This is a genomic window from Gilliamella intestini, assembly GCF_900094935.1.
GTDB classification, from domain to species: Bacteria; Pseudomonadota; Gammaproteobacteria; order Enterobacterales; family Orbaceae; genus Gilliamella; species Gilliamella intestini.
In genome coordinates, this window is the sequence record NZ_FMBA01000001.1 from 82131 (window position 1) to 98874 (window position 16744).

The 16744-nt window shown below is 33.9% G+C and carries 14 protein-coding genes; 6 read left to right on the top strand and 8 right to left on the bottom strand.

The window, feature by feature from the left end; all coding sequences use genetic code 11:
• Nucleotides 1–20: 20 nt before the first annotated feature.
• The 4 genes from GA0061080_RS00400 to GA0061080_RS00415 form a co-directional block, all read right to left on the bottom strand.
• Nucleotides 21–1115, bottom strand: coding sequence for a phosphoethanolamine transferase (locus GA0061080_RS00400; RefSeq protein ID WP_167349147.1), 1095 nt, complete (start codon nucleotides 1113–1115; stop codon nucleotides 21–23).
• A 793-nt stretch (nucleotides 1116–1908) separates the two neighbouring features.
• Nucleotides 1909–3297 carry an MATE family efflux transporter gene (locus GA0061080_RS00405; RefSeq protein WP_091119133.1) on the bottom strand — a complete coding sequence of 463 codons (1389 nt, stop codon included), beginning with the start codon at nucleotides 3295–3297 and terminating at the stop codon, nucleotides 1909–1911.
• 8 nt (nucleotides 3298–3305) lie between these two features.
• Complete coding sequence (gene rimO / locus GA0061080_RS00410; protein WP_091119137.1) at nucleotides 3306–4622, bottom strand: 30S ribosomal protein S12 methylthiotransferase RimO; 1317 nt, start codon at nucleotides 4620–4622, stop codon at nucleotides 3306–3308.
• Nucleotides 4623–4957: 335 nt separating this feature from the next.
• Nucleotides 4958–5881 (bottom strand): siderophore ABC transporter substrate-binding protein, encoded by a 924-nt coding sequence (locus tag GA0061080_RS00415; RefSeq protein ID WP_091119141.1) that lies wholly within the window; start codon nucleotides 5879–5881, stop codon nucleotides 4958–4960.
• A gap of 167 nt (nucleotides 5882–6048) precedes the next feature.
• Here GA0061080_RS00415 and GA0061080_RS00420 point away from each other — a divergent pair, with 167 nt between their 5' ends.
• Complete coding sequence (locus GA0061080_RS00420) at nucleotides 6049–8019, top strand: TonB-dependent receptor domain-containing protein (protein ID WP_091119144.1); 1971 nt, start codon at nucleotides 6049–6051, stop codon at nucleotides 8017–8019.
• A 213-nt stretch (nucleotides 8020–8232) separates the two neighbouring features.
• Here the strand turns inward: GA0061080_RS00420 and GA0061080_RS00425 are convergent, their stop codons facing one another.
• Nucleotides 8233–9204 carry a sugar-binding transcriptional regulator gene (locus GA0061080_RS00425; protein WP_091119148.1) on the bottom strand — a complete coding sequence of 324 codons (972 nt, stop codon included), beginning with the start codon at nucleotides 9202–9204 and terminating at the stop codon, nucleotides 8233–8235.
• A 455-nt stretch (nucleotides 9205–9659) separates the two neighbouring features.
• Here GA0061080_RS00425 and GA0061080_RS00430 point away from each other — a divergent pair, with 455 nt between their 5' ends.
• Together GA0061080_RS00430 and GA0061080_RS00440 are read left to right on the top strand one after the other, a co-directional pair.
• Nucleotides 9660–11129: a hypothetical protein gene (locus tag GA0061080_RS00430; protein WP_141683064.1), complete on the top strand. Its 1470-nt coding sequence runs from the start codon at nucleotides 9660–9662 to the stop codon at nucleotides 11127–11129.
• Nucleotides 11130–11663: 534 nt separating this feature from the next.
• A complete protein-coding gene (locus GA0061080_RS00440; RefSeq protein WP_167349148.1) occupies nucleotides 11664–12314 on the top strand; it encodes a DUF421 domain-containing protein in 651 nt (216 codons plus the stop codon).
• A 78-nt stretch (nucleotides 12315–12392) separates the two neighbouring features.
• Here the strand turns inward: GA0061080_RS00440 and GA0061080_RS00445 are convergent, their stop codons facing one another.
• Nucleotides 12393–12665 (bottom strand): DksA/TraR family C4-type zinc finger protein, encoded by a 273-nt coding sequence (locus GA0061080_RS00445; RefSeq protein ID WP_091119164.1) that lies wholly within the window; start codon nucleotides 12663–12665, stop codon nucleotides 12393–12395.
• A gap of 174 nt (nucleotides 12666–12839) precedes the next feature.
• On the opposite strand from GA0061080_RS00445, the gene msrA reads away from it, so the two are divergent.
• The 3 genes from msrA to msrB are packed head-to-tail and all read left to right on the top strand — an operon-like array spanning nucleotide 12840 to nucleotide 14405.
• Complete coding sequence (gene msrA / locus GA0061080_RS00450) at nucleotides 12840–13373, top strand: peptide-methionine (S)-S-oxide reductase MsrA (protein WP_091119167.1); 534 nt, start codon at nucleotides 12840–12842, stop codon at nucleotides 13371–13373.
• Nucleotides 13374–13388: 15 nt separating this feature from the next.
• Nucleotides 13389–13916 carry a cytochrome b gene (locus GA0061080_RS00455; RefSeq protein ID WP_091119171.1) on the top strand — a complete coding sequence of 176 codons (528 nt, stop codon included), beginning with the start codon at nucleotides 13389–13391 and terminating at the stop codon, nucleotides 13914–13916.
• 57 nt (nucleotides 13917–13973) lie between these two features.
• Nucleotides 13974–14405 (top strand): peptide-methionine (R)-S-oxide reductase MsrB, encoded by a 432-nt coding sequence (msrB, locus tag GA0061080_RS00460; protein WP_091119249.1) that lies wholly within the window; start codon nucleotides 13974–13976, stop codon nucleotides 14403–14405.
• A gap of 96 nt (nucleotides 14406–14501) precedes the next feature.
• Here msrB and lptG read toward each other — a convergent pair whose 3' ends face one another.
• Both lptG and lptF read right to left on the bottom strand, forming a co-directional pair.
• On the bottom strand, nucleotides 14502–15566 hold the full coding sequence (gene lptG / locus GA0061080_RS00465; protein ID WP_091119174.1) for an LPS export ABC transporter permease LptG: 1065 nt from the start codon (nucleotides 15564–15566) through the stop codon (nucleotides 14502–14504).
• A 10-nt stretch (nucleotides 15567–15576) separates the two neighbouring features.
• Nucleotides 15577–16680: an LPS export ABC transporter permease LptF gene (lptF, locus tag GA0061080_RS00470; protein ID WP_091119178.1), complete on the bottom strand. Its 1104-nt coding sequence runs from the start codon at nucleotides 16678–16680 to the stop codon at nucleotides 15577–15579.
• Nucleotides 16681–16744: the final 64 nt, after the last annotated feature.

Here is a 16744-nt window from a genome sequence, read left to right on the forward strand (position 1 = left end):
ATCTGTCTATGATTATAAACCTAATAGGGATTAGGATCTTTCTTTAGTTTATCAAATTGATATAATTTATTGTTATCCCAGCCTTTAACTTTGATATTTTGTTGTTCTGGTATTTGAGAAAGTTCGTTTTCCATATAATTATGGTTTACGTCTAATTTTATACCCATCCAATTACTCAATAGATAAACTAATTGGAATCCCGATACTTGTTTATTAATTTTTTGCTGGGGTGTTTTATCTGAATCAAAAAAGATAAATGGGACACGATAACTATCTTGATATTCTGAATTGTGTCTTAAGTCATTATGTTGATCTGCATGCGCAAGCCCATGATCTGCAAAGTAAACAACTGAATAATCTTGATTATATTTTTTTAGTATACTGATAGTTTGTGCAATAAGATCATCTGTTTCTTTAATACTACTAACATAACATGATATATTTTTATTATTCAGATCAAACTGCACATTAAATTCTAATCGCTTACAAAAGTTAGAGTGTGAACCAATTAGGTGCATAACAATAAGTTTTGGTTTGCTATTTTCTGTCGATAAAATATTATCTAATTCAGGTAATAATAAAGTATCATGTTTTCCTCTCGATGATTTACCATTATATTCACCTTTTTTAGTGTAAAATGAATGTTGTGCATAAGAGGCAATACGAGGTACCGTAATTTCAATTGTGCCTAATTTACCTTGATTTGAAAGCCAATAAGTTTCAAATCCTGCCTCATTAGCAATGCTAACAATATTATTATTTAGTTGTGCATTGACTTTTTTGTCGTCTAAAAAGATTGATTGACTAATTAAATGTGGAATTGATGATTGGGTATTTGGTGCAGGTGTTATTAATCCATCCCAAATAATGCTGGCTTGGGTGCGAGCAAAGGGAGTATTGTCAAGTTTAAAACCATAAGCGCTCATATAGTCTTTACGAACACTTTCGCCAATAATAATAATATAGTTCTTTTTTTGAGGATTAATAGATAAAATTGGGATAGTATTTGTTTGCTCAATTTGTTTTAATTGTTCTTGTTTTTCTTGAAAATAAAGTTTTGCACTATCGTAAAATGAGAGAGAAAACTCAAAAATAGGATACTTTAAATTATTCAATAAAGTAGTTGATATTGTATTGAAAGAATTTGGATTATGTTTTATTACAGCTTTAATTGGTCTATAAAAACATAGCCCTAATACAAAAATAAGTAAATAGAAATTGTTAGTTTTTGGAAATGAAAATCTTTTAAATAATATAATAAAAATTAATGCTAAGATTAGAGGAGCAAAATAAAAATAAACTGATAGTTGTGAACAGAATTCCGTTATTTCTTCAAAATCTGTTTCAGCAATAGCACTAATTACGGCAACATTAGGTGGACCATAATAAAATCCAATAGGAAAATAGATAGCAGCTATTACAAACCAAATGCAGAAAAAGATTCGAAAAAAAGTAAGTCGAGCTAAAAAAGTAAGAGAAAAGTAAGTTAGAAATATGCGATCAAATCTTTGCTCGTAACCTAATAAGTAAACAAGCAAAATAGAAAGACAAAGACACACTCCATGTGAAAGTATATTTTCTTTTTTTATCATAGTAACTATATTTATTATATCAATTTTTGGTTTCAAGAATTATAAATTTATTCAAATATTTGACAATAGGTTTTGATAAAAAATATCCAATATTTTAATTGTGAGTATTAGTATCGACGAGGAAAAAGTGATGAAGTTTCCTATGTCTAGGGTTTACCACCATGGACTAATGTTAGAACTTCGATGGGATGGCTGCTTGTCCATAATTATTGAAAGATTAACCTATTTATGTTTATTTATTGAATAATCAATAAGTTGTTATTAATAAAATGAGGTTAATCTTTTTTATTTTATTGAATGTCTTTAATAAATAACTTTATCTTGATGCGTGTACTAAAATAACTTCAACGGGTTGTTTTTGTATATAAATCATCCTAGCTATTAATAGAAACGCTGCCACGGCAAGCCCTGAAATAATTCCGATCCAAAAACCGGCTGCGCCAATTGGTTGAATGATCAGGTCGGTTAATCCTAGAACATAGCCAACAGGCAATCCGACTACCCAATAAGAAAGTAAAGTAATAAAAAAGATGCTTTTAGTGTCTTTATAACCTCGAAGCACATTACTAGCTACTACTTGTAAATAGTCAGACGCTTGATAAATAGCGAGTAAAATAATAAGTTGCATACAAATCGCAATTACAGCATTTTCTTGTGTAAATATGGTGATGATTGGTGAACTAAAAATAACTAAAATTAGTGCAACTATAATGGCGATAGCTAAGGATATGGCTAAACTAATGTAAGCAGTTTGTTTGGCTAAAACCGGTTTTCTTTTGCCTAGTAAATAGCCAACACGAATACTGGTTGCTACTCCTAGCGATAATGGGATAGCAAATGTTAAACTGCTGATAGTAAAAATAATTTGGTGAGCAGCAACGGTTATTGGTCCTAGTGGTGCAATTAATAAAGCGATCACCGCAAATAAACTCATTTCAAAAAAATAAGCTAGCGCAAGTGGCGTGCCAAGCAGGATGACTTTTTTGATTATTACAAAATCAATCAACTTGGTGATTGGTGTTTGTCGAATATCGCGTTGGCTTGGGGACGTTAATGTGTATATGCGAATTAAAATAAACATCAACCAAAATATAATTGATGCAGTAATACCGCAACCCACACCACCAAAAGCAGGAAGGCCTAATTTTCCATAAATTAATATGTAGTTGATCGGAATATTGGCAAGCAGGGCTGTAAATATAATGACCATCGCAGGTTTAGTATTAGATAATCCCTCGCATTGGTTACGATAAACTAAAAATAATAAAAATGCAGGTACTCCCCACATAATCGCCCGTAAAAATGACACAGCCACCTCAAACATTTCAGGATCAATTGGGTGATCTGCTGAGCTTCTTAAACCGATTATTTTGTCAGAATGATACAAAATTAACATCATAATGACAGATAAGAATAGTGCAATCACCACGCCTTGGCGGGTATGATCAGCAACTTGGTTTCGTTTAGCTGCACCATTTAGGTTTGAAATAATTGGCGTTAAAACAGTGAGTAAACCTTGACCAAATAAAATTGTTGGTAACCAAATTGAAACTGCAATAGCCACTCCAGACAGGGCGGTTTTACTATAATTTCCTGCCATAATGGTATCGACAAAAGTGATTGCGGTTTGCGATACTTGCGCAATTAGCACCGGAACTGCCAATTTAACCAGATTTTTTACTTCGTGTTTATAATGTTGTTTCATGGTGTTAATTAACGTTTAACCGTTCCCCATAGATCGTACTCATCGGAATGCTCAATGTTAACCTGAACAATATCACCAACATTGACTTGGTTTTCTTCGTTTAGATAAACAACGCCATCAATTTCAGGCGCATCAGCCATACTACGACCAATTGCGCCTTCTTCATCAACTTCGTCAATAATAACAGCTAAAGTTTTGCCTATTTTAGCTTGTAATTTTTGCGTTGAGATTTTTTGCTGTAATTGCATAAAACGATCAAAACGTTCTTGTTTGATTACTTCTGGAATTTGATCAGCAAGTTTATTGGCATCAGCGCCTTCTATAGGACTGTATGGGAAGCAGCCAACGCGATCTAATTGCGCCTGCGATAAAAAGTCGAGCAGTAATTCAAAATCTTGTTCTGTTTCACCAGGGTAACCAACAATAAAAGTTGAACGTAACGTGATATCAGGACAGATTTCTCGCCATTTATGGATACGTTCTAAGGTTCTTTCAATGGTTCCAGGTCGTTTCATTGATTTTAAAATTGTTGGACTTGCGTGTTGTAATGGCACATCTAAATAAGGCAAAATTTTACCATCCGCCATTAATGGAATAAGATTATCAACACTAGGGTAAGGGTACATATAATGCAATCTGACCCAAATACCTAAGTTAGCTAATTGTTCGCAAAGGGTTTGGATATCGGTTTTTAATGGTGTCCCATTCCAAAAATTAGTACGGTTTTTGATATCGACACCATAAGCCGAAGTATCTTGAGCAATAACCAATAATTCTTTAACGCCACTGTCGGCTAGTCGTTTTGCTTCATCTAAAACATTGCCGATTGGTCGGCTAACCATATCACCACGCAAAGAAGGGATAATACAAAAGGTACAGCGATGATTACAGCCTTCCGAAATTTTAAGATAAGCATAATGTTTTGGTGTTAATTTAACCCCTTGACTTGGAACTAAACTAGTAAAAGGATTATACTCGGGTTTAGGGGCATATTTATTCACATGGCTTAAAACTGCTTCATAGCTATGTGGGCCTGATATTTCAAGAACTTTTGGGTGAACAGTTCTAATTTGATCTTCTTTGGCGCCAAGACAACCAGTGACAATGACTTTACCGTTTTCATTCAATGCTTCACCAATCGCTTCGAGCGATTCTTGCACGGCACTGTCAATAAATCCACAAGTATTAACAATAACCAAATCGGCATTGTCATAGCTAGATACCACTTGATATCCCTGTGTGCGCAGTTCGGTTAAAATTCGTTCAGAATCAACTAAGTTTTTAGGACAGCCAAGGCTCACAAATCCAATTGTAGGGGGTGACATATTCATAGTATTTATAATAGTGTTTTATATTTAATGAGGTATTGTTTGAGAATTTAATAAACTACATTTATTAATTGTTATTTACAAATCAAAATGAAGTCGCCATTTTATCACATTTCATTATAGTTGATACACTGATTTTCTAATTTGAAATTTATATTAATAATGTTTTAACTTAGCTATTAGATGTTAGGGATGACTTGAAAAATAATTAATTAATTTCGATAAAAAGAGTTATTGGTTGAATACTGTCGAACAACATAAAATAAAGCCTTTATTTGCAATAAAGGCCTTTCAAAAAGAATAGGAAGATAAACTTATTAACTAAGCTGATCCTATTTTAATGCATTAGTGACTTCGTCTATTTGACGATTTATGCTTTCAGCACCACCACCTGATAGATACCAAAGATCAGGGGTTAAATAAACAACCTGTGTTTTGCTTTTGTTTAATACTTTTTGTGAAAAAAAGTGCTCAGCCATACCTTGATTGCCGATTGCTTTGCTACGATCAACAACAAAAATAATATCAGGTTTTACCGATTTAATGTAATTATCATCAACAAAAATTGGTTTTGGTTTACCTATTAAGTTATTTGCAGGCATAACGGTGACTGGTACCGCTCGTTTAACGTCTAGTACATCGTGAATCAATGCAGCACTTGAGCTTGAATTGATAAGGATCATCTTTCCATCATTATGAATAGCAACAATAGCCTTTTTAGCACTGGCTTGAGCCAAGGTTTGTGCACTTTGAATTTTTTTATCTAATGCTTGGATGATATTATCTGCTTTGCTTTCTGTTCCTGTAATTTTTGCTAGTGCTTGAATATGATTTTTGGTTGATGCAACGTAATTTTTAGCATCAACACTTAAATTAATAACAGGAGCAATTTTTGATAAATCTTCGGTTTTACTTGCTTGGCGACCATCAATAATAATCAGATCGGGTTTAGTTTGTTTAATTGCATTAGTATCAGGCTCTTTCATATTGCCAGTATCGACAATTGAGGCCTTATTAAATTGTTGTAAGTAAGATGGTGTTACAGATCGTGGAATAGCTGTAACGATCGAACCCTTACCTAATGCATCTAACGTATCTAATGCACCATAATTCATTACCACTACTTTTTTAGGTGCTTTAGGAACAACTACGGTTTGATCATCTGCAGTTATATTCATGGTTGATGATTGGCATCCGGTTAAGCCTAGCACAATGACGGCAATACTACTCAAAAGTAACTTTTTCTTATTGTTCATATTGATTCTCTCATGTTATTTACAAATGATAATCATTATTATTTGAAAAAATAAAAAAGTCCAGCACTAAATAATTTTTAAAGATATTGATAATCATTCTCATATAGTGTAATGTGCTATAGCATTTAAAACGATAAATATCATTATAAATAATGGGGTTATAATAAATGAAAACAAAAAAGAAGTTTAAATTGACAAAGCATGTCATCAATACGGGCATTTTGTTGTCATTATCAAGTGCTGCTATAGCAGCTAGCAATTCAGATACTGACACTATGGTTGTTACTGCATCGGGGTTTTCTCAACAAGTCAAAGAAGCGCCGGCTACCATTTCGGTAATTACACCGGAAGAAATTGAAAAAAAACCTTATCGTGATGTCACAGATGCGTTAAAGGATATCCCTGGTGTAAATATCACCGGTGGTGGCGATTCTACTGATATTAGTATTCGTGGGATGGATGCTAAATATACCTTAATATTAGTTGATGGTAAAAAAATTAGCACCCGTGAAACAAGACCAAATAGCGATAATTCAGGATTTGAGCAGGGTTGGTTGCCGCCATTAACCGCTATTGAGCGTATTGAAGTGGTACGAGGTCCTATGTCGTCATTATATGGTTCTGATGCGATGGGAGGGGTTGTTAATATTATTACCAAAAAAGTGTCAAATAAGTGGCAAAGTGGTATACGTTTAGAATCGGTTATTCCTTATCGTTCAAAAGAAAAAGATACATATACTGGCAGTTTTTCGACCATGGGACCGATTATTGATGATGTTTTAGGTATACAACTTTATGGGCAGTATTCAAATCGTCATGAAGATAAGTTCCTTAGTGGCCATGCAGGGCAAAAATTACGTAGTTTAAATGGTAAATTATCTTTAAATGCCACAGATACACAAAAATTTGATCTCGATTTTGGACGAGCTTTACAAAATAGTAACGCAACTGCAGGCAAAACGAGAGATAAATCTAGAAGTGATTTTAATAGAGATAATAGACGAAATACGTTTGCACTAACACATAATGGTTTGTTTGGTGATGTTTCTACAACTTCATTTGCCTCTTACGAAGGAAATAATAATCCAAAAAGGAACATGAAAATTAGAAATACGGATATAGATACACGTGTTACTATTCCTTTTAGTATTAACATGTTGACTTTAGGCGGAAAATACAATTATCAAGAGTTGCATGACAAAGGAAATCAACTAAAAACGACATTATCTAAAATTGATCGTTGGAATTATGCGTTATTTGGAGAAGATGAGTTACGTATTTTAGAAAATTGGAGTTTAACATTAGGATTACGTTATAACAAAGATGAAAATTATGGTAGCAACTGGAATCCAAGGATTTACAGTGTGTGGAATATTGATGATAACTTTACGTTAAAAGGCGGTTATTCAACGGGTTATGCGACTCCACAATTACGTTATGTAGTAACTGACTGGGGGCAAGTCACTGGTGGTGGATATTCTGATGGTGTAATCATTGGAAATCCAGATTTAAAACCAGAAAAAACAAATAATTTAGAAATTGGTATAGGTTATACTAATGATTATGGTATTGATGCCTCTGTAACTGCATTTTACACAAAATATAAAGACAAAATTCAATCCTATTATATTTGTAATCGTAAAAAAGGAACTAAGTGTTTATTAAATGGTTATAGCAAGAAGTTCGACTTTATACAGGGCCGTGAAAATGTTGGTAAAGCCGATCTTAAAGGCCTTGAATTTTCATTTAAAACGCCTTTATTTACTGATTTCCTATTAACATCTAACTATTCTTGGACAAAAACAGAACAAAAAAGTGGCCAGTTTAAAGGACGATCTTTAAATCGAACCCCTAAACAAAAATTCAATACTCAATTAGATTGGTATGTCACCCAACAATGGGATTTATGGACAAAAATGGCCTATTATGGCATGGAATCGTCTAATAACCGTAATGGTACAAAAGTTGAATATCCGGGCTATACTTTTTGGGACATCGGTGCGTCTTATCAAGTACATAAACAAGCTAAGATTTATGCTGGTGTTTATAATCTATTTGATAAAAATGTAACTAACGATGATTTTGGTAAAACCTTGGAAGGTAGACGTTATTTTGTTGGTACCGAAGTTAATTTCTAATAAAACAATACATTAGTTTAAATTGTTATTCTAAGGCAGCTTTAATATAGCTGCTTTTTTATAAAATGATTCAATTTAATAAAATTCAGGATATCTGTAGAAATTCTAGTATAATTTGCGCACATTACAGTATTTTCTTAAATTACTGTAAACAACGCAAAGAATTTCTGTATATGCTTTCAATAAAGGTAAGGTATTTATTTTGTTTAAAACTTAGTCGATTAATTGAGTGGCAATTTCATCACTGATTACTAATATGTCGATATAATTTGCATTTAATGCGGCTTTTAAACTATTTATTTTTTCGAAGTCACCACTTGCACATATTTTTAGTGGAATTTTTTTTAGGTTATCTAAAGTTACTCCAATAATTTGATTACAAAAAGGTGTTTTTAATTCTGTTCCTTTATTATCGAAAAAGCGAGATAGAATATCACCTACAATTTTTTTATTAGCAATTGCTTGAAATAATTCTCCATAAAAACCGTACCAAATAGAACTTTTGGAGATAGCAGGGCAACCGATGCTAAAAAGCGCTACGGTAATCTTACTCCACCAATCCTTTAATTCTTTCATATGTTGAGTTTTTTCAATTTCTAATTTCAATTGTTCGGTATCAACAATAGCGGGGTAATCAATAAGTATAGCTTGACTGTTTAATTTATTGGAAAGTTTATATGCAATATTATTGACATGATATTTTGTTTCAATTTTTCCTGATGGCCCACCAATCATCGGTACGATAATTGTATTATTAAACTGAGCATTATCATTTTTTAAACTACTAACAATATAATTAATTGTGCGCCCCCATGAAATACCAATGATATCGTCATCATGAATATTCTTAATTAATACATTTGCAGCGACATTGCAGACAATTTGATTTTTGCTGTCATTATCGATATTTTGATTAACAGGTACAACAATAACTTGTTTTAAATTAAATTTATTAAGAATCTTTTCTTCTAATGCAATATTGGGCAGTAAATCATAATTAATTGAGATAGAAACAATGCCTAATTCACGTATAACTTTTAGCATTCGACTAATGCTTGATCTATGTATATTGACGATTTTAGCTATTTCAGATTGAGTTTTATTTTCTTCATAATAGAGTTGAGCTATTTTTATTAATAATTTGTGTTGCTCAAAATCGTAGTTACCAACGTTATTATTGATCATGGCTATTTTATTTTATCAGTCATTGTTATTAAAAATTACTGCTCAATCGTATTGAGCAAAAATTTACAAAACCGGCTTGCTCGCACAAACAAATAGGAAAGCTCAAAGTGTGATACGAACTTTAATGGATGTATAGCATAATCAGTCAACATTTAACTATTAAAAACACGAAAAAACAAAATGTTATGTGATTTATCTGCTTTTGTAATACAATCCGCCCACAAAGCCATTTTTGGGAAACATTTTATGAGTTTTTAGCCGATTATTTTAATCATCGAGTATAAATAACTCGCTGTTTTCTTGAAATTAATTTTACTTATATTCAAAATATTTTTAGCTAAAGAGTAGCTAAAATGTTTATAAAAAGTTACACTTCCGCGGGTTTTAAAAATCAACTTATCAAATAAGTTAGTAAATATAAATATAAATATAAATTAATTATTAGGTTAAATATAATGCAGTATCACATTAAAAAAATTTTTACACCAGTTCCGTTTATATCTTCAAGATTGCCTTTCAAATTATCATCAAAATTTCCGTTAGGGTTAATGCCGCTGTTGCTATTACCATATTCATTGGGGTCACAAGCATTATCAGCCAGTACCATGAATGTTATTCAAGGTACTGAACCGTATTTAACGTTTGATGGGGGTAAAACTAAAGTAACTACAACTGATGGCCTATTCAGTATCATATTATCCGATGGCGCCACTATCACGCCAACAACTAATGAGTCATCACCTTCAAACCCGATAGAACTACCGGATGAAAACGATACTTTCGCTAATGTTGGAATGATAATACCCACCTCAACCAACTCAATCAATTTAAATGATTTAGTGACGAGTAATAATTATTGGGGAGATGATGATGGCGATGGATTGGAAGTCGGTGATATAACTGCATCAGGAAATGTAACACTGACCATCACAGATAAAGATAACAAAACAGTAAAGCGTAACGATGTGTTAAGTATTTGTAATGCACCTTATAAAGTAGAATTAAGTAGCTTAGGGGGAAGTTTAAGCACTCGTTACGGTATACCAGACACTAGTACTTTCACAGGAGGTAAGGAAGTTTATTACATCAATCCGAAGGTATCGCCAACCATCTGCTTTGTAAGACCAAGCCTACGATATGGCAGTAAATTTGACAATAATTGGAGAGTAGATTTTGCTGGGCCCGATACTATATGGAGTGCAGATAAAGGATTTATCCTACAGTCAACCGGTTCTGCATCATACGATAATCATTTTCCGACCACGGGAGCTAATGGATTATATTTTGATTTAGATATAGCAGGCACTGATGCAAGTCAATTAACATGGTCACCTGTCACGGCCGGAGAGATAACGGCCACTATAACAAATGCAACAAGTACTAGTGTGCGCATTACTCTAACCGGTCCCGAAGCTAAAGATCGATGGAATGATGTTAGCCCTGACGGTATTACCGTACCAAATTTACCGCAAACGTTTGAGTTAGTAGGAAGAGATAATAGTGGTAATGCTGTATTAAAATATGGATTTAAGTTACAAAAGTGGTTTGTGAATCGAGGTTCTATAACCGACATTCCTTCAGGGCAAGCAAGTTGGTGCAAGGGTTTGGGCTATCGTCTTCCACAGGTAAAAGACCTAACTAATGCAGTCTGTTCTGGTCCAAATGTCACCCGCCAGTGCCAAGGATCTGTTGGAGCTACACCTTCCTCAGAGGGTAATCATTATCAGCGTCAAATAGGTGCGGGGTTATTCACTGAGTGGGGCGCTATGGCCAGTTATCCTGGTAGCAATTTCGCTAACGTTAATGCTGGTTATTTGACGAGTGATGCTACAGATATCCAACTGTTCAATGTATACTCATATAGTGGTGCTGTGCACAGCTACGGAAAGAATTTTAGGGACTATGGGGTTTGTGTTACACCTTAATTTTTAGTTATTAATTGTTAATTTTTAATTCTTAGTCCATGTAGAACTTATATTCTAATTGTGGACTATTTATCAATGAGCGAAGCTTTCTCAAAGAAAGCTTCAAGTCGATAAGTTTTGGCTCTTTTTATTGTTCTACATCACACAAGAGCCAAAAATTCCAAACTCGCTAACAAACTTTTTATCAAAAATATATTCTTAAAATATTATCTATTTTATTTATAGGCCAATTTTTTCTGCTTTTAGGAGCAAAGAATTTTACAATTAATTTGTTAAGTACCATTTTCTTGGCAAAAATTTGGAGTAGAATAATGATATTAACTTTTCTAACTCGTCTTACCATTGATATTTGAGCAATACTAAAAATAATAGTAAACACAAAACTCTATTTCATTAATATTTAGTTAAAGCTTAATTAAAACAAAAGTTATACCGATTTTTAGATAAATTGTTACCCGTTGCAAATCAAAAGTATTATTGAAATTTGTATTTGCGCTTGTCGTTCAACATATGATGTTTGGTTTGGAGGAAAAAATGTATTTATTAGAAATGACACCAAAATTTTTATTAGCTTTATTTATTTTACTTATTTATGTGAAATTATCAGGAAAAAGTCAAATTGCACCAATGTCACAGCTTGATCAGGTTGGTAGCATGGTCATTGGTGCGTTAGTTGGGGGGGCATTACTTAGCCCGACGGTATCACCTTGGCAAGCATCTGGGTTAGTTGCAATTTGGGCGGGGTTGCTTATTTTAATTCGATTTATCAAATCTAAAAACTCTCGTTTACGTGACACAATTGATGGTAAACCAATTCAATTGGTTAAAAAAGGCCGTTTAATAACGGATAATTTTATTAAAGCAAACTTACCAGTAAGGGATTTTGAAACGTTAGTTAATGTTCAAGGTATTGCTTCATTTGGTGAATTAAAAGAAGTATGGTATGAACTAAATGGTTCTTTAACAGTTATTAAAAAAGGTGACAAAGATATCGCCTTGCTTATTATCGAAAATGGTGGCATTAGCCATGATAATCTTGAGCAACTTGAGAAAGATGAAGATTGGGTTAAACGAGAGATCAGCAAACAAGGTTATGAAAAAATAGAAGATATTTTTTGTGCTGAATGGTTTGATAATAAATTAATTATTTACCCTTATGATTCGGTTGCCGAAGGTAAAAAATAGTTATTATTTTTTACCTTAAACGTAATACTCTTAAATTGGGTGGTTAGTGACCATCCAATTTTTAGATACAACCAGCTATTACCGAAGTTGGCTATCTTTACTACCGCGACGATTATATAAGCTAAATGCTTTGGCCATTTGCTTATCGATTTCTTGCTGACAACTTAAACAGTATTGTACACCCGGTAAGGCTTGTCTTCGTGCTTCGGCAATAAGATCGCCACATTCAACACAAAAATGTGCGCTTGCTATGCCGTGATGGAGTTGTCGTCTTGCATTTGTAATAGCATCGGCAATTGTATTATCGATTTGTTGATTAACAGCATCGTCAGACGCCCATCCACTTGCCATAACCAATTTCCTCTATAACGAAAATAATTGTTAAACAACATGGTGTTTTTTTATTTATTTTCAAGTAATATACTGCTAACAGCATAACATTCTAATGTGTACCATAAAGCCTGTGTTAAGCAACATACGGAGCGATTTTTAAACATTATAAAATCATCAACTCAGGAGGTTATTATGCAGCAATATAAACAAGCAACATTTGCAGGTGGTTGTTTTTGGTGTATGGTAAAACCGTTTGATCAGTATGAGGGGGTGATTAATGTAGCATCGGGATATACGGGGGGGCATGTTGCCAATCCGACTTATCAGCAAGTTTGTGCAGGTAATACGGGGCATACCGAAGCGATACAAATCACATTTGATCCTAAAATAATTAGTTATAAAAAGCTCCTTGATATCTTTTGGCATCAAATTGATCCAACTGATTCAGAAGGACAATTTGCTGATAGGGGGAAATCTTATCGCCCTGCGATTTTTTACCATAACCAATTTCAACACAAATTGGCATTGTCATCTAAACAAGCTTTACAAGATAGCGGCCACTTTGATAAGCCAATTCAGGTAGCTATTGAGCCGGCCTCTACTTTTTATTTGGCTGAAGATTATCACCAAAATTATTACCTTAAACAGCCACAGCATTATCATCAATATTACCAATTATCAGGACGAGCCCACTTTTTATCTGAACATTGGTCAAAAAACAAATAGAAGGATGACTCAATTATGCAGAACTACCCACAATACAGTAGTAAACAAAAATGGATACATTGGTTAACATTAATATTGATTGTGTTTACATATCTATTGATTCTGTTCAAGTTAACTTTATCAGCCTATTTAGGTGGCATGTTTAACATTTATTTATTCCATAAATCCTTTGGCGTGCTGATTTTTGTCATAACACTTTGGCGCTTTATCGTCATTAAACAAGACGGAGTGCCAGATGTGTTACCCAAAGCACAAAAACGACAACGTATTTTGTCAAAATCGGGGCAAGGCTTTATTTACCTTTTACTGATTATTGTGCCACTTTCTGGTTATTTAATGAGTAGCCGTCCACTGAATTTTTTTGGTGTTATCTTGATTCCTGCTATTGATATGCCAAATAAAGCTTATCAGTTATTTCATCAAGCCCATCAAGTCAGTGCCTATTTATTGATAGCTTTACTTATTGTACATATAGCTAGTGCTTTATTTCATTATTTTTGGATTAAAGATAAAGTATTACAGTCAATGTTAAAATGTGATTGATCAGCATAAATAAAACAAACAACATGAAATAACAAAAGGTGACTTATGGATAATACAATGAAAGAAAAAGCACTATCAGTATTAACACCTATGCAATATCATATTACGCAACGAAATGGTACAGAACCACCCTTTGATAACCAATTTTATGCTAATGAGCGAGAGGGGCTCTATGTTGATATCGTATCGGGCGAGCCATTATTTACCTCGTTAGATAAATTTGATTCAGGGTGTGGTTGGCCAAGTTTTTCAAAACCGATAGAAAAGAGCAACATCGTTGAAAAAAAAGATACTAGCTTTGGTATGCGCCGTACTGAGGTGCGATCGGCTAGTGCTGATTCACATCTTGGTCATGTGTTTAATGATGGTCCTAAAGAGCTTGGCGGATTACGCTATTGCATCAATTCGGCCGCGTTACGGTTTATTCCTAAAGATGAACTTGAAGATGCTGGGTATGGACAGTATTTAAAGTTATTTGATAAATCATAAATAAAATCGAACCATCTAATTCACAAGTAAAAATCCTATCATCTTAAAAAAGATGATAGGATTGATAAAAGTACAGCTAGATTAACTTTTTTTAAATTAATTTTTTCGCTTAAATAGAATATAGCTAATTAATAAAAACACAAAACTGGTGATAAGCGATCCAATTAATGGGTAAATGCCCATTACAATACTAATTTGGGCAAACAAATTATCGGCAATATAAAACAAGAAACCAAAACTAATGCCAATAACTACACGAATCCCCATCGACACACTGCGCAGTGGACCAAAAATAAACGATAGGGCTAATAGCATCATTACCGCCACTGAAACAGGCTTAATAAGCTTTTTCCAAAACAGTAAATCGTAATACTTGGTATCTTGCCCTGAACTTTTTAGATATTGTGAATATTGATAAAGCCCTGAGGCTGACAACGAATCAGGATCAAACGCGACGATGCTGAGTTTATCGGGAGTAATATTGGTTTGCCAAGGGATAGAGACCATATTGATACCTACCACTTTATTGGGGTTTGTTAAATCATTTTTTTCGATTTGTGACAAAGTCCAAGCGTTATTTTCATAAACACCATAAGCGGAGTGAGTAATGGACTGTAATTTATTTTGATCGACCGAATAGATATACACATCTGAAATTGAATTATCGTTATTTACATGGCCAATAAAGATATAATCATTCCCATCTTTTGCCCAAAGACTGCCTTGCTCAACCATAAGCGAATTACCGTACAGTTTTTCAGAACGCATGTTGCGCGCAGTTTGTTCACTTACAGGGGCAACCCATTCACCAATTGCCATAGTAATCAAGACTAAAGGTATTGCGGTTTTCATTACAGCAAAGGCAATTTTAAAACGGCTAAAGCCTGAGGTTTCCATCACGGTTAGCTCACTGTGTGACGCGAGTATTCCCAAGCCAATCAAAGCCCCCAATAATGCTGCCATCGGGAAGAACACTTCTAAATCTTTTGGCACCATCAACAGTGTATAAACACCGACAGAAAACGCATCATAATCCACTTTGATTTTTCGAAGTTGATCAATAAAACGGATAATTCCCGATAAACTGATCAGTAAAAAAAGACTAATACCTATGGTGCTTAAAATAGTTTTACCTATATAACGGTCTAAAATCGAAAACATGCATATCTCCTTAAGATGCCGCATATTTCAAGCGAAGTTTGCGCATAAATAGGCTATCCCAATAATTTAGTATTAAAGCTAATAAAAAATACCCAACATTCAAAGCGTAAAACCAAAAATCAGGATCTAACCGACCTTTACCCGAATTGGCCTTAATCGAACTGGCTGATAAAAAGTAAACCAAATAAAGCAACAATGCAGGAAAAACTTGAGCAAGACGCCCTTGACGAGGATTAGATACACTCAATGGAATAACCAAAAATGCCATTAACGGCACGGAAATAATTAGCGTTAATCGCCAATAAAATTCGGCATTGGCTTTAGGCGTATCCATATCAGCAAGTGCCTGTAATCCTAACTGCTGAACATCGATTTTATCGGTATCTTCATTCATATCTAGTGCTTTAGGTTTGATAATACCTAAATAATTATGAAAGTTAGAAATTCGAAAATCCTTAAGTTGCGCAGTGCCTTCATAGCGGTTGGCATCTTCAAGAGTAATGATTTGATTACCCTCATTGTCGTGACCGGTTTTGCCTTTATTGGCAATAATAATCGAAGGTCGCTGATTGGTTTTTGGGTTGATTTGCGCGATAAAAACATTCTCTAAATTATTATCATTTACATTACCAATATAAATCATTGAATTGCCATCGGGCGTTTGTTGAAATTGCCCCGCTAACAGTCCCGCTAAACTTGGATTGATTTTTGCATTGGCAAGCAATTGATCTTGCTTAATACTAGACCAAGGCCCAAACCACAATGAATTTAACGTCGTTAATAGGCAAGTTAAAATACAAAGAAACAGCACCACCTGATAAGTTAAACTCTTTTTAACACCACAAGCATGCATTGCCACCATTTCACTGTCAGCATAAAGTCGCCCAAAAGTCACCAGTACGCCAAGAAATAGGCTTAACGGTAAAATCAGATCCGCCATGTTCGACACGCCCAACACCAACAATGGCATAATCAAATCACGAGGGATAGAGCCATCAATTGCATTTGATAAAATTCTAATTAATTTTTGAGAAAAGAAAATCAGCAACAAAATAAATAATATTGCTCCTTGGGTTTTCAATGTCTCTTTAACTAAATATCGACGAATTATCACATTTTACCTATACATGTTGGTACAAAATCTGATTATTATAATCTGATTTGCTAAGTTTTAGTTA